The organism is Pantoea sp. 1.19, assembly GCF_001922585.1.
GTDB lineage: Bacteria > Pseudomonadota > Gammaproteobacteria > Enterobacterales > Enterobacteriaceae > 1-19.
Map to the genome: position 1 here is coordinate 515986 of NZ_MRBS01000001.1, position 21772 is coordinate 537757.

Sequence of the window (21772 nt, forward strand, 5' to 3'; positions counted from 1 at the left end):
GTGGCGTTCGCCACTGTCTGAGCCCGGGGCCTGCCTTCGCGTGAATGGGCCGCCTATCGGGCCAGCGCCGCCGGCATCCGCCTCAGCAGCCGTTGCGGCAGCGGTCTGCGGGATTTTTGGCCAGGATTCTCACCAGCAGCGCCCGGGGTTCACGCACCACATCGGTCCCCACGGCCAGCACTTTGCCCGAGCGGTCGGCGGTGTAGTGTGCTACGACATCGCCAAACGCATTGCGCTGCAGCGCCACGCGCTGTCCCTGTTTTACCGTGTCACCCACGCGAACCAGGATCTCCGCAAATCCGCCGGTGGTGGCGCGGATGGAACTGATTTCATTCCCGATCCAGCTCGCGTGACTCTGCGCCGTGGCGCCCAGCTGCCCGTCGATCACCTTGTAATGAATCAGAACGTTTAGCGCACCCTGGAGGCCGCGATCGATCATATCCTGCTGATACACGCGCGGCTCCCCCACCTCAGCGGTGATCGCTGGAATGCCCTGACTGACAAAGGTGGTTTCCACCGAGCCGGCCTCGCCGGGATCTTTCTTAATCTGATCGGCCGGGAACAGCTCGGCCAGGGTCTGCACCTCCGGCTGACGGTAATCGGCGTAGATGAAGAGCGGATAGGCGGTCCCGGTGGACTGGGTGTGATAATCAATCGCCACGTCTACGTTGTTGCGGTAGACCTTATTCCACATCAGCCACGCCTGGCGCTCGGGCGCGTTGCCGTGCTCTTTGCCCGGATGAACGCGGTTGTAATCGACGCTATCACCGCCGTCGGTGGCCATCGCCCAGGTACGCGAGACGCGTTCAAGGCCCGAGCGATTCGGACCGATCACCCCGATGACCGTCCCCCGCATAGTGGCCGGATCCAGCTGGTCCAGCGCTTTTTGCACGATCCGCACGCCGTTCAACTCATCGCCATGCACGCCGGCCTGCAGCAGCACCTTTTTCCCCGCGGACGCCCCCCTGGCCACCATGATCGGCACATACCAGCGCTGGCCGGTCCCCGTTTCCACCCCCTCAAACATGAAACGATGTTTGCCGGCGGCAAGATCGGAGACGTCCAGCGCGGTGATCACCGGCACGCCCTGTACTTTATCGCCGTTGTATTGCGTCGCTGCGTGGGCCACGGAACCCATCAGCGTCAAACCGATCGTACATGCCAATAAACGCATTTAACTCATCCTGTTAGTAAAACAGTGGAACACATCTCTTTACACCAGGAGTGTGTGCTTATCAAGGCCGGAGGTACCGCGTATGCCAACGGCAGTTGGATAAGCTGGCGGCAGAGCGGCAAGAGCGGCAAGAGCGGCAAGAGCGGCAAGAGCGGCAAGAGCGGCAAGAGCGGCAAGAGCGGCAAGAGCGATAAGAGCGATAAGAGCGGCAAGAGCGATAAGAGCGATAAGAGCGATAAGAGCGGTGCGCCGATAACGGGGCCGCGGTGAGACCAGGAAAAGGGCCCGGCAGGCGCTGTTACCGTGAGCACGTAGCAGAGAAAAAACCACCGACAAAGCGCGCTACCGCGGCTGGCGACCCCGCAACGCAAACCGGCTCAGCCCGGCCTTCACGGCGCATACCGCGCGTATTGTTGTGTTTTCACCTTGATAATTGGAAACCCGACTACGGTATGACTATTGGGTTAATTAAAAAACGACATTTAATTCATCCAGTTGAGATAACGAAGATTCCTTGTTTGTCTGATTTTCGCGCAAAATGAGTATCCTGAAAATAGGGTGCTGATTATATTGGCGGGGTTTCATTCGGACCGGGCTGTTCGGATAAACAGACGAGCGGCTGAAAGTGAAGGTGCAGGCCTGAAAGCCGCTGCAATGCAATAACTCGCATTATTAAAGGGAAATAATAAATGAAAAAGCTGGTAATTACCGCGATAGGTTTAGGCAGTCTGGCGACAGTGAGCGGCGCAATGGCGGCATCAACCGCGATGTCAACGGCCATCTGGCAGGCAGAAGCGAAAAAAAATACCACCAATGAACTGGTGGTGACGCCCACGCGGGCGCTGCAGTTTAATTACGCTGCTTCCACTAAATCCTTCAATCAGGACACCGGTACCTTTGATGTCGCAATTCGCGGCGATCATTCGGCGGCAACGGGATTCAAGCTGGAAGCGCGCGTAGACGACAGCAACAATACGCTGCGTTCACTGGGTGATACCTCGACCGTGGCCGTCGGCGCCTACTGGGGCGGTACGGAACTGGGCTCCTCCAAAGGCGGTAACGGCGGCGTAGGTAAAGATGCCAACTGGACAACGTTAGTGGATTCCGCGCAGGAAATCGGCAGCGGTAGCGGCCTCTGGGCGTTGACCACGTCAGCCGGATCGCCGGCGGATACCGAACTGACCGCCCGCGATAACTTCAAGTTTCAAATCGTGAGTGCAACCAGCGACGGCAGCACGGCGACCACCTTTGACAAGCTGCCGGACGGAATGTGGCAGGGTGAAGTCGCCGTGGCGTTCCGCGCGACCTGGAGCAAGTAATCGTAATGCAGCCAGAGTCTCTTCTCTGGCTGTCTATGATGATAAGGAAATCACATGTTTATCAGGCCTGTTATTGCGCTGCTGGTGATCTTTATTTTTCCCACCGTGGCTAACGCTATCAATGTCGGAAGCGTTACGACGTTTATCCCTTCAGATAAAGATCTGGTCGGCAAAGAGATAAAAAATGAATCCCCTATGGGCCGCATGATCGGTGTCAAAGTTGAACGCATCGACACGCCGCTAAGCAGCGGTGTGGTTATTCCGTTTGGAAAAGAAGATGAGCTGCTGCTTTCCCCCTCACAGTTAATGATGCCAGGCAACACAAAAAACATCATTAAGTTCTGGTATCAGGGTAAACGTGATGCCAAAGAGCGCTATTATCGAATCACCTTTACCGACGAGCCGATCAGCGACGCGCAAACAAAAAACGAAAAAAAATATGCGGAAGCCCAGGCCAGAGCAATCATTAGTACCATTTTAGTCGTTCAGCCCAGAGAAAAGAGTATCGATTTCGGCGTTGTGTCAGATGGTGTAATAAATAAAGGCAATGCCTCACTGCGGGGAACGGCCATCGGCGAATGCCTGCATGATAAAAAAGAGTGTCGGGAAATATTCTATGTTCTACCGGGGCGAACATATCATCTCAAACAGGTAAATTTACGCAGCAAAGGGGCTCACCTTAGTCTGTGGGATAACGAAAGGTTTATTCCTGTAAATTAATATCCGACAAAAAGGTGATGCAGTGAATAAAAACATTACGCTTACCATGCTCACCGCTGTAGTCGCACCGGTGGCTATGGCAGGCAGCGCTGATGTTCATACACCCTCTTATATCATCGATGGCTATCGTTTTCCCCGGGCACTTTATGAGATGTTGCAAAGCGGTATCGCCCTGCCGGTGCTGATAAATAATAAGCCGGTGACTGCCGAACACCCGCAGGAACATACCTTTGTACAAATAGGTACGGCCACATTATTTATAACAGATGGAAAGCTGGCTTTAAAGAACGTTAAAATTGCAAATGACGATGATAACAAAATTCATCTCAAGGACGCGCTCATTGAGAAAATCAGTGAAAATAAAAATGAAGTATTTGATGAGCAGATGAAACTGCCTATCTCTAAAGATGCCTGGTTTACGCTGGACGGGAAAAAAATGCAATTGATCCTGAACATTAGTCGGGATAATTTTGCAGCATTAATTACACCGCGGGAATATGATATCGATGAGCCAGCCACGCGTTCGCCAAGTGGCACACTGGCATATGATTTTGGCGGGTACACGACTCACGCATCCCATGGTGAGACGCGAAACTCGGCCTATGTCAATTTCAACTCGACCAGTTCAGTTGGGGTCGATCACCTGATCCTGAACGGTTCACTCTATACCGGCAACAGTTTCTCCTCCGATCGGGATGGACGCATTAATGCTGCACTGATGGAACGGGATTATAAAGGCTTTCGCCTTGCTGGCGGTATGCTGGATAACTGGGGGATGCAGTCGGTGGCCTCCGTCAGTGCGCTGACCGGCGGTGAAATCTACGGCTTTTCACTCGGTAACGCAGCAAACTCCCGTAAGCGAAACGCGGCGCTCTCACTCTCCCCGGTCGTGGTCTTTTTCCCCACGGCCGGCGAGGCAAGGATACGCCGCGATGGCAATCTGCTCAGCATCCAGCGCTTTACCGTCGGTAGCCATGAAATCGACACCTCGGTATTGCCGTACGGTATCTATTCCGTGGAGGTAGAAGTGGTGAGCGGCGCGCGCACGGTGTCGCGTGAAATATTCCAAATCAATAAGCCTTTTTCTGCCGATATGCCCGATTCACTGAAGTGGCAGCTGTGGGGAGGCGCGTATAATCGCGATAGGGTGTACGACTATCGCCATCAAGAGGAGAATAACGCGGACCATCGGCAGGTCAACAGCGCGACGGATAAAGCGATGATGTCGCTTATTGGAATGTCCGTCGGAAAAAGTCTCGGCGTCGTTGACTGGAGCCTGTCCGGTTACATGCTCAAAAATCGCATCATCTCTGAGCTCTGGGCATCAACGAACCTCAGCCGCTGGCTATCGATCAATACCCAGGCGATGAGCGCCTCTGACGGCTCATGGCGCGGTAACTACGGCGGCACACTGCGGCTGCCTTTTAATATTGGCAACATCTGGTACAACCGCAGCCAGTTGCACAGCGGTCGTTTCCTCTCGTTATATGAAAATAAAGGCAGCAACTGGGGGATCTCCATTAATCTGCCCTCCATGGGTGCCGCCTCCGGCGGTGTCATTAGCTGGAGTGAGGATCGCGACAGCGTATACGGTTACAAAAGACGCCGTTTGAGCTATTCGCAGGGATTGTACGCCGGCCGCTATGGATCCGTGCGCCTGCGTACCGGGATCAGTTACAACAGCAACAGCTATGGCGGGTATGGCCGCAACAATCATTTTAACGAACGTGAGCGCTATGTGATGCTCGACTATTCCGTGCCGCTCGGTAATACCGTTTCAATGGGGGTATCCCACTCGAAGGAGAGCGGGACGGCGCTGAATGTTAATGCCAGCCATGATTTTCAGGGCGATTATTTAAAAAATGCCTCGGCTAATATCTCTAAATCATTCAGCGGCGATACCGAGCGTTCGGTGACCGGTGGCGCTACGGTAGGATTCGATACGCCGTATAACAGCAACGCGCTGAGTTATCAGACCGATAATGCCGCCGGCTGGAACAGCACCTTAACCAGCCAGGGCTCCGTCGCCTGGGCGGGCACGCACGTCGGTGCCGGGAAAGGTCGTGAGAGTGCCGGGGTGTTAATTGATACCGGGCTGGGCCATGGGGAAAGATTAACGCTGGATATTGATGGCAGTAAAAAGCTTCTGACGGGCAACCGAAACTACGTCTCTCTGCCCCCTTACGCAAAATATAAAATGGAGATCCTCAATAACGAGGATACGCTGGAAAGTTATGACATTAATGAAGGCTCGCGTAAAACGATTACCGTCTATCCGGGTAACGTAGTGTATATGCAGCCGGAAGTGAAGAAAATCATCACCGTCTTCGGCAGGCTGATGAACAATGACGGTTCTGTGGCGGCCAACCGTGAGATAAAAAATAAAATCGGCCTGGCGAAAACGGATGCGAACGGTCGCTTCGTCATCGATATCGATCGCGATGCGCCGCAGCTGAGTTTTGCTAATAACGATGAAGGAGTGTGCAGCGTTGATATTAATGTCAATACGCAGAATAAAGAAGGGGCCCTGTGGCTGGGTGATGTGGCCTGTGGCCAGCAAAATTATGTCAAACAATCTCCGCACGGCGTGAGGGAAAATGAAAGTGGAACTGAGAAAAAAGGCTCTTAACATTCTGTTGATGACCCTTGCCATCAGCGCGAAGGCGGATGAAACGCTGCCGTTTGTGGCGTTTCACAACAGCGGTGCCACCCTCGGGGCAAACAGCGCGGCTATCTTCAGCCTGAACGAAGTCTATCTAGACAGCGCCCAGCTGGTGGGATCGCTGGAGTATCCGATACTGAGCAGCAACACGTCGCTCACCGTAGCCACTTATGTTCCAACCTCTGTTAACAATTCTGGCGTTGGCCGGCTCACGGACCCCTTCGTATGGCGCTACGCTATCTCAAATTTTTCTGACATCCCTTTTACCGGCAGCTACTGCTCATCGTGCAGCGGCGGATATAAACCCGCGCTGAAAACCTCCTCCTCGCAGATGACGATACCCTATAACCCGATTGGCGGACTGTACGGTAAGGTTGGACTGACCCTGAGCAGCCCTTTCTTTAATAAACTGCTGTCGCTGGGCAGCGGTGCCATCGTCAACATCAGCACCAGTCCCTATGAAAATGAGCAAAGCGACATCCCGCTCTCTACCCAAAATAATAGCCTGATGAAAGTGGGGGATTTCTATCTCGATAACTCCGCAAAGTTGGCGTTTCTGATCGATCCGATCACCGGGGAAATTTCTTTAAAAAACAGTACCACGGGGCAGCGCTGTACTGACTATCAATATATCGCGCTGAAAGGACAGCTGTGTGAGGTAATGAAGTACCGCTATCAGGGGAATTCGGTGACGCCTTACGCCGGCATGCTGTCGATGACGGTGTCTGACGTCAATGACGCGCTGAATCGTTTTCAGTCTTCCGGGCTCACCATCGCGCTAACGTTTGATGAAAAAAATTGGTATAGCTTATCCAACGCCAGCGTGGGAAACGGCATGATATTTGCCGACAGCTTTATGCAACAGGCGGCAAAAGCTGGCGGAACCGCCAGTTTGAAGATGTTTTTCCCTAACGACTTTATTAAGCAGGTCGCGCTAAGCGGCCAGGAGTCGGACCTGACGGACATTGCCACCCTCTGCATTAGCAAACCAATGATGACGATCGGGGCGGATTTTTGTTTTCACCCCGGTAACGGGATGAACATTGACCCGATGGAGCCCAATATTGAGATAAAACCCGATAATCCCGACTACACGCTCGATCCGAAAGGCTACGGCGCCAGCGGTCAGGGGACGGTGGGCAGTGCGAGCCCCATTACGATCCCTTATACGATCTATACGATTTCTGAAGACCCGGCGGTTGCCGTCAGCGTCCGCGTGACCGGTCCGTCGCGCGCCTTAAAGGGTAAAAACTATTGTCTGTTTTCCGGTTCGGGGGCGGCAGCCGGTATTGCTGTGCCTGTGCCTGGCGATGTGCTGATTGGCGCTTCGCGGCAAAAGTACGCGCACAACTGCGCGGGAGAATCTTTTCCCGTCGCGGCTCCGGCCACCGCACCGGGGGAGTGGTTAAAAAAGGACAATTTTAATGTAGGGGCCCTGAACGTTTGGCAAACTCCGCTGATACTCGAGTTTCCGATGAACGATCCTGTGACGACAAAAACGTACTCCGGCACGTTGTGGGATGGCATCGTCAGCGCGCAGGGGACGGTGGAGGTCTCCGCCACATGGAATTAAGGCTGCCGGGATTACTGCTTACGTTCAGTCTGCTGCTAACCAGTGGAACCTGTAATGCGTTATTTATTGAAAATCTCAATATCGATCTGCTTCCCAAAAAAGGCGTAAAGTTCGTCAGCATTGCCAATCGCACTACCGGTGCCAAAGCCTACACCGTCAATGTGGTTCAAATCAGCACGCCGCGTGCAGAAGGAACTGAAACCGTCATCAATGATGGTTCGCTACTCTACTCACCGCAAAAACTGATTCTGAAATCAGAACAAAGAAGTGGTTTTAAGTTTTATTATAACGGCAAAAATGATAACAAAGAGAGATACTTCAGGATCACTTTTATTGAAACTCCGCTGCAAACTGATAAAGTAACATTGTCTCACAAGGAGCTGTATTACGATTATCGGATTATTGTTAAGGCGATCATGATTGTCAGGCCGAAATCTGAGCGGTTCGCGTATCGCTATCAAAATCGAACGATTACAAATACGGGTAATACCTATTTTAAATACATGTCGTCTAAGCACTGTCAGTCGGGATATAGCCACTCTACATTTTTACCACCCGGTGCCTCACTGTCGCTCAGCGATGAGGAGACGAAAGAAAATCGGGTGATTATTTATAAAAACAGTATATTAACTTTGTCAACGTGCCTGGCAAAGTCGTAAGGGTAATGAAATAAGGCACTTTAATTTATAAGGAAATTGACTATGAAATACGTAGATATGGCAGTAGCTGATAAACTCGTTGGCGGCGCGCTTAACCCCATCTCTGGCCTGGTGAGTGGCATCACTTCCGGTTACCAAACCGGCGCCGGCATCATGGGAATGCTTGGCGGGCTGGTTGGCGGCATTGTCGGCGGCGTCCTTGGCTTTGTGGGCGGGTTTGTCGGCATGCCGGCAGACAAATAACACCGGCAGTTTTGCTATCAGTCGGTCATGCTAATCGCAGACGGCTGAGTTTCGTAGCCCGATGATTTAATGTCGGATAAAGTAAGATATACCCCTGAAACGTTGCAAGGGGGCCTACGCTTTTTAGGGCATCATGGGGCTATGATACGTTAATTATACACACCTGAAAGGTGTACTCGAATATAAGGACATATCATGAACGTTGTAAAAATGAAAGTCGCAGAAAAAGTCATTGGCGGTTGGGATCCCTTTGGCCAGGCTATCGCCGGTGCACAAAAGGCCTATGAAACCGGCAATAAACTGTTAGGCCCACTGGGCGGTACCATTGGTGGGATCTTCGGACTGGTCGGCGGTTTTATCAACGGCTTCCTCTCAGCCTGAATGAAATAATAAATTAATTCAATGACCCGATTTCGGGTCATTGTTTCAACATCGCCAGGATAACATGTTTTCTATATTTCAATCGCGTTCTTCATCGCCAACCCCCATGATTCGGCAGTACGAGCACACAGAATGTGGCCTGGCGTGTCTGGCCATGATTTTGGGTCACTATGGTCACGATACGTCTATCAGTCAGCTACGCCGCGAATACGAGGTGTCCGAAGACGCCGGTACGTCGATGGCGACGTTATCCAACTGGGCGGCCGAAAAGGGCCTGGAGGGGCGGATCCTTCAGGGCGAAGTGACAGAAATAAAAAAAACGCATTTACCGGTCATCGCTTTCTGGCGTAATAACCATTTCGTGGTGATCGTGCGGGCCGATGAGCGCGGGATGGTGATTCACGATCCGGCCAGCGGTATCCGACGCTACAAATATCGCGAGGCAAAAGGGCTTTTTTCGGGATATATCCTCGAACTTCGACCGCAAGCGACGTTTACCAAGCGAGAAGCTGATGCGGTATTTACGCTCGGGCAGCTGGCAAACAACATTTCAAAATTAGCTCAGCGTCAGGTGGTGTTATTAACCTTTTCGATTTTTACGCTGCTGATCATGCTTATTTCTCCCTCATATATCCAGCTGGTGTTGGATGAGGCTATTGCCAGAAATGATTTTGATCTGGTAGTGTTGTTAACCTGCGCGTTTGCCATTGTCTTCATCTTTGATGTGGTGAACCGTTTTCTGAAGCAAATTCTCGAAATCTGTATGCGGAACTTTGCCTACGATGAGCTCAGTCAGTCGATTCGGCGCTACTTACTGCGCGCCCAGAACAGCTGGTTTCGTACCCGCCCGGTGGGCATCATTTTGGCGATTGAAAAATCGCTACACAGCTGCGCAGAGTTCATCAGTAATGGCTACGTCGCGATGTTATTCTCTCTGCTAATCAGCTTTTTTAGTTTGATATTTATGCTGTTTTACAGCGTACACATCGCCGTCGTCACTCTGTTACTGATGTCCATTTTTTTTATTATTCGTTTTTCTCTGATTGTCCCCTACCAGCGCGCAGTCGATAACTCAATCAATAAAACGGCTGAGTATGAGTCTCTGCTGGTAGAAACGCAAAAAGGGATCGTAACCTTAAAAGCGAATAATATGCTGCACAATATCAACGGCGTGATTGATAAGGCGATGAGGAAACACATCGGCGCGCTAATGAAAAAAGAGCGCCTGCTGGCGAGATTCGATGCGGCCTCGGTGGTGGTCATTAATCTTGAACAGCTTGCCGTGGTCTGTATGGGGGCGTGGGCGATCCTGCACGGCGAAATGACCATTGGTATGCTGATCGCTTATATCAGTTACAAGCGATATTTCTCTGATGCGATGATCGACTTTGCACATAAATATCTGGAAAAGAATGCACTCAAAGGCCCACTGGATCGTATTGGTGATCTGGTAAGCTATCCTGCAGACGAAGACGTTTTTGGCGAGCGCAGTGCGGAACCGCCCAGCTCGCTGCTGTTTGATAACGTCACGTTTGCCTGGCCGGGTAAGCAGCCGGTGTTGAAAAACATCTCGCTGACGTTTTCTCCGGAACAAGAAACGGTGATCATAGGGCAAAGTGGATCCGGTAAGACCACGCTACTGCGGTTAGTGAGTGGCATTTTGCAGCCGGTCAGCGGGGCGATTATTTTTAATGGATTTCCCCTTGCCTCCTACCGACTCAGAGAATTAAGGACCATCATCCGCATTGTGCACGCCGACGATCAGCTTTTTAGCGGCACCCTGCTGGAAAACATCTCCGGTTTCTCGCCGGAACCGTCGCTGGAAGAGGCGATTGCGGCGTGCCGGGTTGCCGAAATCCATGAGGTGATTCGCGCGTTGCCCCACGGCTACGACACGCCGTTTATCCCCGGTAATCCACTCTTTTCAGCGGGGGAGGTGCAGCGGTTGGTCCTGGCGAGAGCGCTCTATGCCAGACCCGGCTGGTTACTGTGTGACGAAGTGACGGCAAACCTGGATAAAACAACCGCCGCCGCGCTGTTGTCGAATCTTCGGCAGCTCAATATTGGGCTGATCTTTGTGACCCACTCTCCGGAAATGGTTTACCAGTCAGGACAGCTTATCACGCTGGAAAACGGCGTCGCGACGCGGCACGCTGCCGGGGAGCAGCCGTGATGCGCGACCGGTTCTTCCACTGGTTAGCCGCTCGATCGCAGCACAGTTTTGCCGCCGAGCGTTTCCACCACAATTATCTGCAGCTGACGCACGCCAGCGGGGAGTCCACTCCCGGGGAGCTGTTCGTACAGAATATGGCGCAGCGATTATGCCTGTCGTTCCGCGTGCATCCGCTGCCGGCGCAGCGCTGGCCGCAATTTCTCAGCGCGGACAACCGACAGACGGTCCAACGCTGGGCCGACGAGCACGCGCTGTTTCGTCACCGAACCCTGATGCCGCTGCTGCGCTGGAACGGCCTCGAAACCGTTCTGGCCACGCTTTTCCAGCTGGCTCCCGCCTGCTGTGACATTGTTCTGCTGACGGAAGATCCCCTCTACCAGCGGCTCTTTGCCCTGAAACCGCCGGCCGGACGCTCCTTTTTTTTGCATCGTCCGCTGCTGGTGATCCTTTTTCTTGACGAGCGGCTGCCGCAGTCGCCCCTATTTCCTCTCAACATCAATGGTAACCGCTGCATGCTGACGCAGGTCTCTGACCGGGTGATACAGCGGCTCGGGCTGCAGGTGCAGACGCTGATACCGCATCATCTCTTTTCACCGCACGCCTTCCGCATTACCGGGCTATCGCAGACCCCGGCCAGCTGGCGAGAGGCGGCGGTAGAAAATTTTCACGCTCTGCTTCAGTCACCGGCGTCATGGGGATGCTGGGATGACCTTGCGGTACTTTTTCATGGATGAAAAAATGATAACGATCAGAGATAAAAAAAGACATTCGCCAGGGGTGGGCAAACGCGCCTATGCCAAAATATACGATATCAATTTACCCGGCCTGCGCGCCTCGCTGCTCCTGTTTTCAGCCTTCTTTCTGTGCCTTTTTATTTACAGTTGTATTGTCCCCTATTCTGAAACCACCCTGGCGCAGGGCATGGTGATCACCGCCAAAGGCGATATCCAGGTTCGCGCGAAGGTCTCCGGCACCATAGTGGCGCTGCCGATAAGAGAAGGGGAGTACGTGAAGGCCAACCAGATACTCTTCACGCTCTCCCAGGACTACGGCGGGAAAGAGGGGTCGGTGATGGAGTATGAGTCCCAGCACTATGTTGATGAGGCAAAACGCAATACGGCCAGGGTAAACAGCATGACGACCTCGATTGCCAACCTGAAAAGCAATCAGGTCAGCCAGCTGGCGGCGATCGACGCGCAAATAGCGGCGGCTAAAGTGAAGGTGATCAAAGCCAGGGAGTTGGTCAACAACAGCGAGGAGACCTTCCGCTCTTTCAAAAAAATGGTCTCGCAGGGCTATGTATCAAAGCTGGAGATTACGCAAAGAGAAAATGAAGTGTTGAATGCGCAGCTAAACCTGAAGTTGGAAGAGTCGGCCATTTTACAACTGCAAAGTAACCGAACCGCCATGATGGATAATACCCAGTATCAAATTGACGACCTGTCGACGCAAATGCTGTACCTGAAGAACCGCAACAGCGAAATTGAACGAATCATGGCGACGCAGGGAAATAAATCGTTGTCGATGCTGGCCCCCACCGATGGCTACGTTGTCGCGATTAATTTCCCACCGGGTAAGGCGGTCAGGCAGGATGATGAAGTGGTGGTGGTCATCCGGCACGATACCCGCAGCCCTCTGGAAGGGTATCTCTACATTCCCTCTACCGGGGCGGGGCGGATCAAGCCGGGCGATAAAGTCAATGTCCGCTTTGACGCCTGGCCGGTGGATAAGTACGGCAGTCTGACCTCCACGCTGGAGGCGTTTTACCCCGTGAACATCGATCCGCGCTCCGCCCTGATTCCGCTTGAACAAGGGCAAACCTACTACCTGGCGCGCGTCAAGCTGCCCGCGTCCTTCACCGACCCGACGCACCGGCGGCGGCTGATTTTGGGCGGGATGAAGATCTATGCGGACATACACGTTGACTCGCGCCCGCTGATTATCTTACTGATCGCGCCGCTGGAGCGCGCCCGACAGCGCTTCCTTACCTGACCGGCAGAGGCGGGAACCCCGGTGGCCACCACGCGTCTGTCCGCCGCGCGCTTCCCGGCCGCGGCGATAGCCATCGGGTGCAGCCTCGCGGAGGTGGCCGGCCGGCTCGCCAAGGGCGCGCGCCGCGCAAGCGTTCCCGCCCCGGCGTGGATTAATTTTTCTTACAGCTGTAGGCAATCACCGGATCGTTATAGAAAAAGTATTGCCCGCTTCGCTGATAGACGATACGCATAAACATACTTTTCCCACTCTCAACATAAAAGTCCGACAGGTTTTTTTTTATCGTCGGATTATCCACCGTATCCGACGAGGTTCGGATACTGCTTTCCGACGTTAGCATATAGTACTGATTTTCTCTTTTATAATTGAACAACACCCTGCGGGAGATGTTTTTAGTTTCACCATCCGCAAGGTGCATTTTGCCATTGATACATAAAAGGCCGCGTCGCTTGCCAAAGGAGTAGCTGAGAAATAAATCCATTTTTGCGTCCTGACTATGCTGTACATAATAGGCGGTGCAGCTAAACTTTTCCCCTTGGCTGAGCGAGTAGAGGTATCCTGCAGCGATAAGCAGTAACAGGATAAGCATGACCAGGGTGGCCCTTATTTTAAACACGTTATTCTTCCTCCTTGAAATAATCTGTGATGCATATGCCTTTTATGCCCGCCTGCGTGCTGCACCTTAATACGGAAACCTCAGCCAGCTGTGGAAAGGCATCCACATAGATCCACGGATACTCATGACATGCCTGAGTGAAATTGTTTGCAAAATCCAGCGATCGGCTCTGTAGCGTCTTATCTGTCTGGTTAGGCGAGAGAAATATTTTACAGGTCTTTTCCTGACTAAAGGGAATGTACTGTTGCAAATCGTTAGGCGTGGTGTAGTACTGTACGGAAACCACCGCGATAAGGAGAATTGCCATCAGCAGGCTGAAGCAAACGATGCGGGTAACCTTGCGTTTTTTTTGGGCAGTCTGCGGCTGGCTATCGGTGAATGCATCGGATGGATGCAGCCGGCTTGCCGCTCTTTTGGCCCGGCTGTCCGCGGGATCATCAACACGCGGTGCGGTGTCACTTGTCGCTGTCGGCCCGGGGTTGGGAGCGTTACTTTCATCATTGACCTGCTGAATGCTACAGGACTCTGACAGCGTAAGCCCGATTCTGGGGATGGTCATGATGATCTCTTCTTCCAGTCCCGCCTCCTTCAATCCTTTTCTTAAAATAGAAATATTTTGATAAAAGGTGTTTGGTGAAACCATCACGCCATTTTTTTTCCACACTTCTTCCATAAAATCGTGTTGGCTAACCACCGTACCGTGACGTTGAATTAGCAGGAGAAAACAGCGGCTGGCTGGCGAATTGAGAATGATTTTATCATCGGGGTGAGCATGAGGATTTAACATATTAGCAACCGGATAAAACTCAATCTTACCATTTATCAGATAGTGCTCTTGCATAGATATCCCTATTACTTCTCAGCAATGTTAATCATCTTTTATTGATGAGTGCAGAGTTCAGATTCCTTTTCTCACTCTGTTGATCAAGGAGGTGATGTTACTGCCAGGTTTTTTAATTTGCAAACGATTAAGTGTGAAGTCTCCGGGGGTATTAGTTAGTTTTCCTTAAGCTCCATACTCTCTTTTCTTATTTTTTTCTTATCTATGGCTATTATTTAAAGATAAAGTTTTTGTTTAAGTGCTTTCCGTGCCTGGCGCATTTTTTTCTTGTATTGCTCTCCATTGTTTTACTGTTGTTTTTTTTGTTATTTGTGGCGGGTAACCTGTTTTTTTAACATTTATCCATGAGCCGACTATTTTCATTTATTTAACATTCCATTCACTGTCGATTATGCGTCCCGTGCCGTATTTTTCCGTATCCGGACTGATCAAATTTAATATGATAAAATATTATTTTTATCCTCTGCCTGTCCGTATAAATGCCTGTAGCTACCGGATTTCCTTCTGCCGGCGACGTTGTTGGCTACCACGCGCAGCAGCGGAGCTGAAGGATCCCATCGCGCTTCATCCCGCAACCCCGATCGGCCCGAAGGCGTGCAGTCTCTCCAGCTGGCGCCACTCGCAACGCGCCGATCGCCGGCGGCGGCATGACGAATGTCCGGTATGCGCCAGCGCCACTCCCGCTGTCGGGGATGATCGCTGCGCCGCTCGCGCAGGCGTCGGCCAGCGGAGCGCGGTGCATTACGCCAGCGCTCAGCGCGCTTCTCCGTCCTGGTGCATCGGGCGCTCGAGTCCGCCGGGCTGAAGATCGCGGCGAGCGAGCGGGCTTGCATCAGCAGACGACTTTCCCTAAGCTTGCAAAAAGCATGCTACTGCTTGCCAATGACTCGGGGTGCCCTTCTTTGTGAAGGCTGAGAAAGACCCGTATTACCTGATCTGGATAATGCCAGCGTAGGGAAGTCAGATGCCGTCTCGCATCGCCTTCTTGATCGCCGGTGAGGAGAGACGATGACCCCTTCTGACCCGCTTGCCGACGGCGATGCTGCCGCCGCGCTCACGCTGTTTACCCAACGCGCGCCGCTGATCCACTGCCTGACTAACGAGGTGGTGCAGGCCTTGACGGCTAACGTGCTGCTGGCGCTCGGCGCATCGCCGGCAATGGTGGTGGCGCCGCAGGAGGTCGCCCAGTTCAGCGCGGTGGCTGACGCGCTGCTGATTAACGTCGGCACGCTGACCGCCGACCGCCGTGACAGTATGGCCGCCGCGGTGCGCGCCGCCCGCGCGCAGGGCACCCCGTGGGTGCTCGATCCGGTAGCGGCAGGCGCCCTGACGTTTCGCACCGATTTTTGTCGACAGCTGCTGCGCGAGGCGCCGGCGGCGATCCGCGGCAACGCGTCGGAAATACTGGCGCTGGCCGGAGAGGGCGCTGGCGGTCGCGGCGTTGACAGTCGGCATGATGCCGCCGACGCGCTGGCGGCGGCTCGCGACCTGGCGCGCCGCGTCAACACGGTGGTGGCGGTGACCGGTGAGGTGGATTATGTCACCGACGGCGAACGGCTGCTGCGCGTGCCGGGCGGATCGCCCCTGATGGCCCGGGTCACCGGCACCGGCTGCGCGCTGTCAGCGGTGGTCGCCGGTTTTTGCGCGCTGCCGGGCGACCGACTGATCCTCGTGGCCAGCGCCTGCCGGGTGATGGCCGGAGCCGGTCAGCGCGCCGCCGCCGCCGCGCGCGGGCCGGGCAGCTTTCTGCCCGGGTTGGTGGATGCGCTGTGGCAGGCGGCGCAGGCGGCCCAGGCATGAGCCCGGTGAACGCGTTGACCATCGCCGGCACCGATCCCAGCGGCGGGGCCGGTATTCAGGCCGACTTAAAGACGTTTTCCGCGCTGGGCGTTTACGCTACCAGCGTGGTCACCGCGCTGGTGGCGCAAAATACCCGCGGCGTGCAGTCGGTTTGTCGCGTAGCCCCGGCGTTCGTGCTCGCCCAGCTCGATTCGGTGCTAAGCGACGTGCGTATTGACAGCGTAAAAATCGGCATGCTGGCCGAGGCGGATATTGCGCTGGCGGTGGCGGAGCGGCTGCAGCAGGCGGCGCCGCGCTGGCGGGTGCTTGATACGGTAATGCTGGCGAAGAGCGGCGATGCGCTGTTGTCGCCATCGGCGGTGGCGGTGCTGCGCGATCGCCTGCTGCCGCTGGCCTCGATGGTGACGCCAAACTTGCCGGAAGCGGCGGCGCTGCTGGGCTGCGCACCGGCGGTCAATGAGCGGGAGATGCGCGCCCAGGGGCGCGCGCTGCTGGCGATGGGGGCGCAGGCGGTACTGATGAAAGGCGGCCACCTGCGTGACGATGAGAGCCCGGACTGGCTGCTGACCGCGGACGACGAGCGGCGTTTTACCGCCCCGCGGGTGGCCACGCGCCATACGCACGGCACGGGCTGTTCGCTGTCCTCGGCGCTGGCGGCGCTGCGCCCGCAGCGTGCGGACTGGGCGGAGACGGTGCGCGATGCCAAAGCCTGGCTGCAGGGGGCGCTGATACACGCCGATTCGCTGCGGGTTGGTAGCGGACAGGGCCCGGTACACCACTTCTGGCGCTGGTGGTAACCCGCCGCCGGTGCCGTCAGGCCAGCAGACCGGCGCCGCGCCGCGCGGGCCGCGCCAGACGGCGCCCGGCGCGGCACATCAGGCAATCAGCGGGCAGTCCGGCGGCAGCCGGCAGCGCAGGGCGTCCGGCAGAATCTCCATGCGAAAGTGGGTGCCACTCAGCGGCTCGCCGTCGAGGTTAAAGGTCATCTCGTGCGGGGCGGTGATCTCCAGCCACGGCAGCGAGGCGCGGACGATATTGGGGTTGTCATCATCGCCGCCAAACAGCGAGTTGAGCAGCGTGGGCAGCAGCTCCTGCGCGGTAACGATACTCACCTCCAGCTGGCCATCATCGATCAGCGCATACGGACACAGACGCTGGCCGCCGCCCGCCTGGCGACCATTCCCAATCCCGATCACCAGCGCGTCGCCCTGCCAGTGAAAGCCGGGGCCGCGCAGCTCACAGCTGTCAGCCTTGAGCTGATCCATCCGCAGCAGGCCGTGCACGAAATAGGAGACACCGCCGAGCGCGGACTTCAGTTTTGCCGGCGTTTCGGTAGTAATGCGCGTACCGAAGCCGCCGGTCGCCATGTTGATGAAGTAGTGGTGATCATTCACCTTCGCCAGGTCCACCGGATACGCTTTGCCCTGAATGGCCAGCCGCAGGGCGTTCCCCATTTCCTGCGGGATGCCGACGCTGGTGGCGAAATCGTTGGCGGTCCCCAGCGGCAGAATGCCCAGCACCGGGCGTCGGGCGCTGTCGACACCGGCCAGCGCGCTGGCCAGCTCGTTGATGGTGCCGTCGCCGCCGCCGGCCACGACGGTACTGGCGCCGAGGGCGATCGCTTCCCCAAGGTAGCGGCCGGCATCGCCGTGCTCCCAGGTGACCCGCACCTCAATGGGGAATCCCTCCTCGCGCAGGGCGTGTACGGCTTCGCGCAGCGCTTCGTGACCCGCACCTTTACCGTTAAGGATCAGCATGGTAATTGCCTGATTGTCCATATCAACTCTCTGTAGCTTCGGTGACCAGAATTGCCTGCCTGCGGCGCGCGGCCGTCAGGTTCAATCGGCAGGGATACAGGATTTTATAGCACATAAGCGGGACCAGCAGGACGGCGGCGACAAAACTCGGACAAAGAAACGCCCGCGCGGGGGAGCCGGGCGGGCTAATGAGGTGGTTCCTGTCGCAGATGCTGTTGATTATTGCTGATTGGAAGCCCGCGTATCATAACCAGATTGCTGCGGGCAGACCGTGATCCGATGCTAAAAAACGTTAACCTGTACAGGTTACGATGTTGCGGGCGCGCCGGGCAGATCGCGAATCAGCAGCGCGTACTCCAGGCTGACCTCCGCCGGCAGCGGGATCCATACCCGGTGGCCATCCCCGGGAGCAACGGCGGTCGCGGCCCCGCGCTCGCTGCACATAGACGCCAGCGTGAAGCGGAGGTTGCCGGCCGGCGTCATCAGCTCCAGCGTATCGCCAACGCTAAAGCGGTTCTTCACCGCCACCCGCGCGAGTCCGTCGCGCCGCTCGCCGGTCAGTTCGCCGACAAACTGCTGTCGCTCGGACTGTGAGTGGCCGGTGGCGTAATTTTGCAGGCTGTCATGCGTATGGCGGCGTAAAAATCCCTCGGTATAGCCCCGGTGCGCCAGCCCCTCCAGCGTGGTCAGCAGGGTGGGGTCGAACGGCTTACCGGCGGCGGCATCGTCAATTGCCCGGCGATACACCTGTGCGGTGCGGGCACAGTAATAAAACGATTTGGTTCGCCCTTCAATTTTCAGCGAGCGTACGCCCATCTGGCTGAGTCGTTCTACGTGCGCCACGGCCCGCAGATCCTTTGAATTCATGATGTAGGTGCCGTGCTCATCTTCCAGTGCCGGCATCGCTTCGCCCGGCCGCTGCGCCTCTTCCAGCATAAAGATTCGGTCGGTTGGCTCATGTTGCTGCACGATGTTGCCGTTCTCATCCTGCTGACCGGGAGTGACGCTGTACTGCCAGCGGCAGGCGTTGGTGCAGGTACCCTGATTGGGATCGCGTTTGTTCAGGTAACCGGAGAGCAGGCAGCGGCCGGAGTAGGCCATGCACAGCGCACCGTGCACAAACACCTCCAGCTCCATCTCCGGCACCCGCTGGGCAATTTCGGCGATCTCCTCCAGCGACAGCTCGCGCGATAAAATCACCCGCGACAGTCCCTGCTGCTGCCAGAATTTAACCGTGGCCCAGTTGACCGCATTGGCCTGCACCGAGAGGTGCACCGGCATCCGGGGGAAAGCCTCGCGTACCAGCATGATCAGGCCGGGATCGGACAGGATCAGCGCATCCGGCGCCAGGTCTATCACCGGCTGCAGATCGCGAATCACGGTGTTAAGCTTGGCGTTGTGCGGCGCGATATTCACCACCACGTAAAACCGTTTGCCCAGCGCGTGGGCCTCGTTGATGCCGATCGCCAGCGTTTCGAGGGTAAATTCGTTGTTACGCACGCGCAGGCTGTAGCGCGGCTGGCCGGCATAGACCGCGTCAGCACCGTAGGCAAAGGCGTAACGCATATTCTTCAGGGTGCCGGCGGGGGAGAGCAGTTCAGGCTTCATGGGATCTCATGCAGGTAGCGGGTGACTATGCGCGGCGCACGGCGCGCAGCGCAAAAACGCCCGGCAGGATAGCGCAGCACCCCGGTGTGCACTTTGCGTCAGATCAATCCGCTACCGTTTTTGGCAGGCGTCGGCCTCCCAGCGGTAGCCCATGCCGTACACCGCGCGAATAAACGGCTGGTCGGCATCCAGCGCCTCCAGTTTGCGGCGCAGATTTTTGATGTGGCTGTCGATGGTGCGGTCGGTGACCACCCGATAGTCATCGTACAGATGGTTCAGCAGCATCTCGCGCGAGAATACCTTCCCCGGCTCCTGCGACAGCGTGCGCAGCAGGCGGAACTCCGCCGGGGTCAGATCCAGCGGCCGGTCGGCCCAGCTGGCGTGGAAGCGGCTTTCATCAATGACCAGCAGGGATGCGGGAGCCGGCGCCCCGGTCGCGCGCTGCACGCGCTTCAAAATGGTTTTCACCCGGGCGACCACCTCGCGCGGGCTGAAGGGTTTACAGATGTAATCATCGGCCCCCAGTTCCAGTCCCAGCAGGCGATCGATCTCTTCGCTTTTGGCGGTGACCATGATCACCGGCAGTTCGGAGAAGCGGCGCAGTTCGCGGCATACCGTCAGCCCGTCCATGCCGGGCAGCATCAAATCGAGGATCAGCAGATCCGGCGGCGCGGCGCGCACGGCCTCGATAACCTCATCGCCGCGCAGCAGATGCCGGGTGCGGTAGTTGGCCGCCTGCAGATAATCAATCAGGAGCTGACCGAGTTTGGGCTCATCCTCAACAATCAGGATCAGCGGAGCAGTTGCGTCGTTCATGCGGTTTCACTGGCTTCAGAGCGGAATGTCTGTCGGCAAGTGTAACACAATCAGCAGCCCGCCCCGCTCGGAGTGCTCTGCTTTGATGCTGCCGCTGTGCGCCTCAACAATGTTCTGGCAGATAGCCAGCCCGAGTCCGGAGCCGCCGCTGGCGCGGCTGCGCGAACCCTCCGCGCGGTAAAAGCGCTCGAAGATGTGCTGCCGCTGCGCGTCGTCAACCCCGGGCGCGGTGTCGTCAAACAGCAGCGTGATGCCCTGCGGGTCTGGTCGCAGACGGATAGTTAACCCACCGCCGGCGTCGGTATAACGCAGGCTGTTCTCCAGCAGGTTGCTAAACAGCTGCATCAGCCGATCGGCATCGCCAAACAGCGGCGCCCGCGGCGGCAGATCCAGCGTCAGACTCAGCCCGCGGTCGGCAAAGCGGCTGCGGAAGCTGCCGGCAACCAGTTCAAGCAGCGCCACCGCGTCAATCGGCGCTTTACGGTAGGCCAGCGCGCCCTCATCGGAGAGCGACAGCTGATGGAGATCGTCCACCAGCTTACTAAGAAGCCCGACCTCGGCCTGCAGCGAGCCGATCGCCTCGGGGCTCAGCTGACGGACGCCGTCCTGCATCGCCTCCAGTTCGCCGCGCAGAATGGCCAGCGGCGTGCGCAGCTCGTGGGAGATATCGGCCATGAAGGCGCGGCGCATGCGTTCGTTTTTTTCCAGCGTCCCGGCGAGGCGATTAAAGTCCTGTGCCAGCCGCCCCAGCTCATCACGGCTGCTGACCGCCACCCGGCTGGCGTAGTCGCCCGCCGCCAGCCGCCGCGTGCCCTCCACCAGCCGCTTCACCGGGGCCAGCAGGCCGCGCGACAGCAGCCAGGTGACCGCCGCCGCCAGCAGCGTCGATAAGCCCACGATCAGCCAGCTGGTCCGGCGCTGCTGCTGGTCAAAATGGATATCGGTGCTGCGGGTCAGCCGCTCCGGCGGCGCGCTGACGATCCAGCCGACCACCCGGCCATCGTCAAGGGCAATATCGTGGCGGATACCGTCCGGCGGCAGCGGCCCGCGCGGTCCGACCATCACCCGAAAGCGATCATCGAGCACCCAAAACTGCGTACGCCAGCCGTGCGGCGGCAGCGGTTTGTTGCCGTCGGGGTTCTGATCAAACGAGCGCATCATCTGCCATACCAGCCGCTCGTTACGGCGTAAAAAGTCCCAGCTGCCGTGATCCTGGTACTGATCGGCCAGCGCGTCGCTGAGCATGGCCACCCGCTGCTCATTGCCGAGCCGGATATAGTCGATAAAGCCGCGCTCGAAGCTGAGGCGGACGCCCCAGTGCATGATCGCCAGCAGCAGCAGGCAGGTGGTAAAAATGGCCAGAAACAGCTTGGCACTGATGCCGGGGCGCAGTTTTTGTATCAAGGACGTTCACTCCTGCGGCTAAAGAGGGATTCAG

20 protein-coding genes and 1 riboswitch are annotated in these 21772 nt (G+C 56.3%); of the genes, 13 read left to right on the top strand and 7 right to left on the bottom strand.

All coding sequences use genetic code 11. The annotated features are described in order from the left end of the window. Positions 1–82: 82 nt before the first annotated feature. Positions 83–1174, bottom strand: a complete 1092-nt coding sequence (locus tag BS626_RS02730; protein ID WP_083615874.1) for a succinylglutamate desuccinylase/aspartoacylase family protein — start codon at positions 1172–1174, stop codon at positions 83–85. Positions 1175–1228: 54 nt separating this feature from the next. Here BS626_RS02730 and BS626_RS18545 point away from each other — a divergent pair, with 54 nt between their 5' ends. From BS626_RS18545 to BS626_RS02785, 11 genes are all read left to right on the top strand, one after another. Next, the gene (locus BS626_RS18545; protein WP_170870424.1) at positions 1229–1444 is read left to right on the top strand and encodes a hypothetical protein; all 216 of its coding nucleotides are present in this window, start codon (positions 1229–1231) and stop codon (positions 1442–1444) included. 419 nt (positions 1445–1863) lie between these two features. Next, positions 1864–2493 (top strand): common pilus major fimbrillin subunit EcpA, encoded by a 630-nt coding sequence (locus BS626_RS02740; protein ID WP_075180853.1) that lies wholly within the window; start codon positions 1864–1866, stop codon positions 2491–2493. Between the two features lie 54 nt (positions 2494–2547). After that, positions 2548–3213: a hypothetical protein gene (locus BS626_RS02745; protein ID WP_075180854.1), complete on the top strand. Its 666-nt coding sequence runs from the start codon at positions 2548–2550 to the stop codon at positions 3211–3213. A 22-nt stretch (positions 3214–3235) separates the two neighbouring features. Then, positions 3236–5842: a CS1-pili formation C-terminal domain-containing protein gene (locus BS626_RS02750; RefSeq protein WP_139308743.1), complete on the top strand. Its 2607-nt coding sequence runs from the start codon at positions 3236–3238 to the stop codon at positions 5840–5842. Further along, positions 5811–7448: a hypothetical protein gene (locus BS626_RS02755; protein ID WP_075180855.1), complete on the top strand. Its 1638-nt coding sequence runs from the start codon at positions 5811–5813 to the stop codon at positions 7446–7448. Before BS626_RS02750 ends, BS626_RS02755 begins: the two co-directional genes overlap by 32 nt. Beyond that, positions 7439–8107 carry a hypothetical protein gene (locus BS626_RS02760; protein ID WP_083615876.1) on the top strand — a complete coding sequence of 223 codons (669 nt, stop codon included), beginning with the start codon at positions 7439–7441 and terminating at the stop codon, positions 8105–8107. Before BS626_RS02755 ends, BS626_RS02760 begins: the two co-directional genes overlap by 10 nt. Before the next feature lie 42 nt (positions 8108–8149). Continuing rightward, positions 8150–8350, top strand: a complete 201-nt coding sequence (locus BS626_RS02765; protein ID WP_075180856.1) for a hypothetical protein — start codon at positions 8150–8152, stop codon at positions 8348–8350. A 195-nt stretch (positions 8351–8545) separates the two neighbouring features. Continuing rightward, complete coding sequence (locus BS626_RS02770) at positions 8546–8731, top strand: hypothetical protein (protein ID WP_075180857.1); 186 nt, start codon at positions 8546–8548, stop codon at positions 8729–8731. A 106-nt stretch (positions 8732–8837) separates the two neighbouring features. Continuing rightward, positions 8838–10904 (top strand): peptidase domain-containing ABC transporter, encoded by a 2067-nt coding sequence (locus tag BS626_RS02775; protein WP_256374840.1) that lies wholly within the window; start codon positions 8838–8840, stop codon positions 10902–10904. Next, the gene (locus BS626_RS02780) at positions 10904–11638 is read left to right on the top strand and encodes a hypothetical protein (RefSeq protein ID WP_075180859.1); all 735 of its coding nucleotides are present in this window, start codon (positions 10904–10906) and stop codon (positions 11636–11638) included. Before BS626_RS02775 ends, BS626_RS02780 begins: the two co-directional genes overlap by 1 nt. A 4-nt stretch (positions 11639–11642) precedes the next feature. Further along, positions 11643–12896: an HlyD family secretion protein gene (locus tag BS626_RS02785; RefSeq protein WP_139308744.1), complete on the top strand. Its 1254-nt coding sequence runs from the start codon at positions 11643–11645 to the stop codon at positions 12894–12896. Positions 12897–13047: 151 nt separating this feature from the next. Here BS626_RS02785 and BS626_RS02790 read toward each other — a convergent pair whose 3' ends face one another. Beyond that, on the bottom strand, positions 13048–13512 hold the full coding sequence (locus BS626_RS02790) for a hypothetical protein (RefSeq protein WP_075180860.1): 465 nt from the start codon (positions 13510–13512) through the stop codon (positions 13048–13050). Position 13513: 1 nt separating this feature from the next. Continuing rightward, entirely contained in the window at positions 13514–14353 is an 840-nt protein-coding gene (locus tag BS626_RS02795) for a transcriptional regulator (RefSeq protein WP_075180861.1), read from the bottom strand. A gap of 878 nt (positions 14354–15231) precedes the next feature. Then, positions 15232–15328: riboswitch (TPP riboswitch) on the top strand. A 33-nt stretch (positions 15329–15361) separates the two neighbouring features. Between BS626_RS02795 and thiM the strand changes: the two genes are divergently transcribed. Both thiM and thiD read left to right on the top strand, forming a co-directional pair. Next, the gene (gene thiM / locus BS626_RS02800; RefSeq protein WP_075180862.1) at positions 15362–16153 is read left to right on the top strand and encodes a hydroxyethylthiazole kinase; all 792 of its coding nucleotides are present in this window, start codon (positions 15362–15364) and stop codon (positions 16151–16153) included. Beyond that, on the top strand, positions 16150–16950 hold the full coding sequence (gene thiD, locus BS626_RS02805; RefSeq protein WP_075180863.1) for a bifunctional hydroxymethylpyrimidine kinase/phosphomethylpyrimidine kinase: 801 nt from the start codon (positions 16150–16152) through the stop codon (positions 16948–16950). Before thiM ends, thiD begins: the two co-directional genes overlap by 4 nt. Before the next feature lie 78 nt (positions 16951–17028). Here thiD and yegS read toward each other — a convergent pair whose 3' ends face one another. The 4 genes from yegS to baeS all read right to left on the bottom strand — a co-directional run bounded on the left by yegS (position 17029) and on the right by baeS (position 21738). Then, a complete protein-coding gene (gene yegS, locus BS626_RS02810; protein ID WP_075180864.1) occupies positions 17029–17931 on the bottom strand; it encodes a lipid kinase YegS in 903 nt (300 codons plus the stop codon). Positions 17932–18216: 285 nt separating this feature from the next. Continuing rightward, positions 18217–19518, bottom strand: a complete 1302-nt coding sequence (gene yegQ, locus BS626_RS02815) for a tRNA 5-hydroxyuridine modification protein YegQ (RefSeq protein WP_075180865.1) — start codon at positions 19516–19518, stop codon at positions 18217–18219. A 111-nt stretch (positions 19519–19629) separates the two neighbouring features. Further along, positions 19630–20334, bottom strand: coding sequence for a two-component system response regulator BaeR (gene baeR, locus BS626_RS02820; RefSeq protein WP_075180866.1), 705 nt, complete (start codon positions 20332–20334; stop codon positions 19630–19632). Positions 20335–20349: 15 nt separating this feature from the next. Next, positions 20350–21738 carry a two-component system sensor histidine kinase BaeS gene (gene baeS / locus BS626_RS02825; protein ID WP_075180867.1) on the bottom strand — a complete coding sequence of 463 codons (1389 nt, stop codon included), beginning with the start codon at positions 21736–21738 and terminating at the stop codon, positions 20350–20352. Between the last annotated feature and the right edge of the window lie 34 nt (positions 21739–21772).

Coding starts and splice junctions, on each gene's coding strand:
- BS626_RS02765 (WP_075180856.1), top strand. CDS start 8,150: ATGAAATACGTAGATATGGCAGTAGCTGATAAACTCGTTGGCGGCGCG.
- BS626_RS02740 (WP_075180853.1), top strand. CDS start 1,864: ATGAAAAAGCTGGTAATTACCGCGATAGGTTTAGGCAGTCTGGCGACA.
- BS626_RS02730 (WP_083615874.1), bottom strand. CDS start 1,174: ATGCGTTTATTGGCATGTACGATCGGTTTGACGCTGATGGGTTCCGTG.
- BS626_RS02760 (WP_083615876.1), top strand. CDS start 7,439: ATGGAATTAAGGCTGCCGGGATTACTGCTTACGTTCAGTCTGCTGCTA.
- thiM (WP_075180862.1), top strand. CDS start 15,362: ATGACCCCTTCTGACCCGCTTGCCGACGGCGATGCTGCCGCCGCGCTC.
- BS626_RS02775 (WP_256374840.1), top strand. CDS start 8,838: ATGATTCGGCAGTACGAGCACACAGAATGTGGCCTGGCGTGTCTGGCC.
- yegQ (WP_075180865.1), bottom strand. CDS start 19,518: ATGAAGCCTGAACTGCTCTCCCCCGCCGGCACCCTGAAGAATATGCGT.
- BS626_RS02755 (WP_075180855.1), top strand. CDS start 5,811: ATGAAAGTGGAACTGAGAAAAAAGGCTCTTAACATTCTGTTGATGACC.
- BS626_RS02770 (WP_075180857.1), top strand. CDS start 8,546: ATGAACGTTGTAAAAATGAAAGTCGCAGAAAAAGTCATTGGCGGTTGG.
- BS626_RS02795 (WP_075180861.1), bottom strand. CDS start 14,353: ATGCAAGAGCACTATCTGATAAATGGTAAGATTGAGTTTTATCCGGTT.
- BS626_RS02745 (WP_075180854.1), top strand. CDS start 2,548: ATGTTTATCAGGCCTGTTATTGCGCTGCTGGTGATCTTTATTTTTCCC.
- BS626_RS02780 (WP_075180859.1), top strand. CDS start 10,904: ATGCGCGACCGGTTCTTCCACTGGTTAGCCGCTCGATCGCAGCACAGT.
- BS626_RS02785 (WP_139308744.1), top strand. CDS start 11,643: ATGATAACGATCAGAGATAAAAAAAGACATTCGCCAGGGGTGGGCAAA.
- thiD (WP_075180863.1), top strand. CDS start 16,150: ATGAGCCCGGTGAACGCGTTGACCATCGCCGGCACCGATCCCAGCGGC.
- yegS (WP_075180864.1), bottom strand. CDS start 17,931: ATGGACAATCAGGCAATTACCATGCTGATCCTTAACGGTAAAGGTGCG.
- baeR (WP_075180866.1), bottom strand. CDS start 20,334: ATGAACGACGCAACTGCTCCGCTGATCCTGATTGTTGAGGATGAGCCC.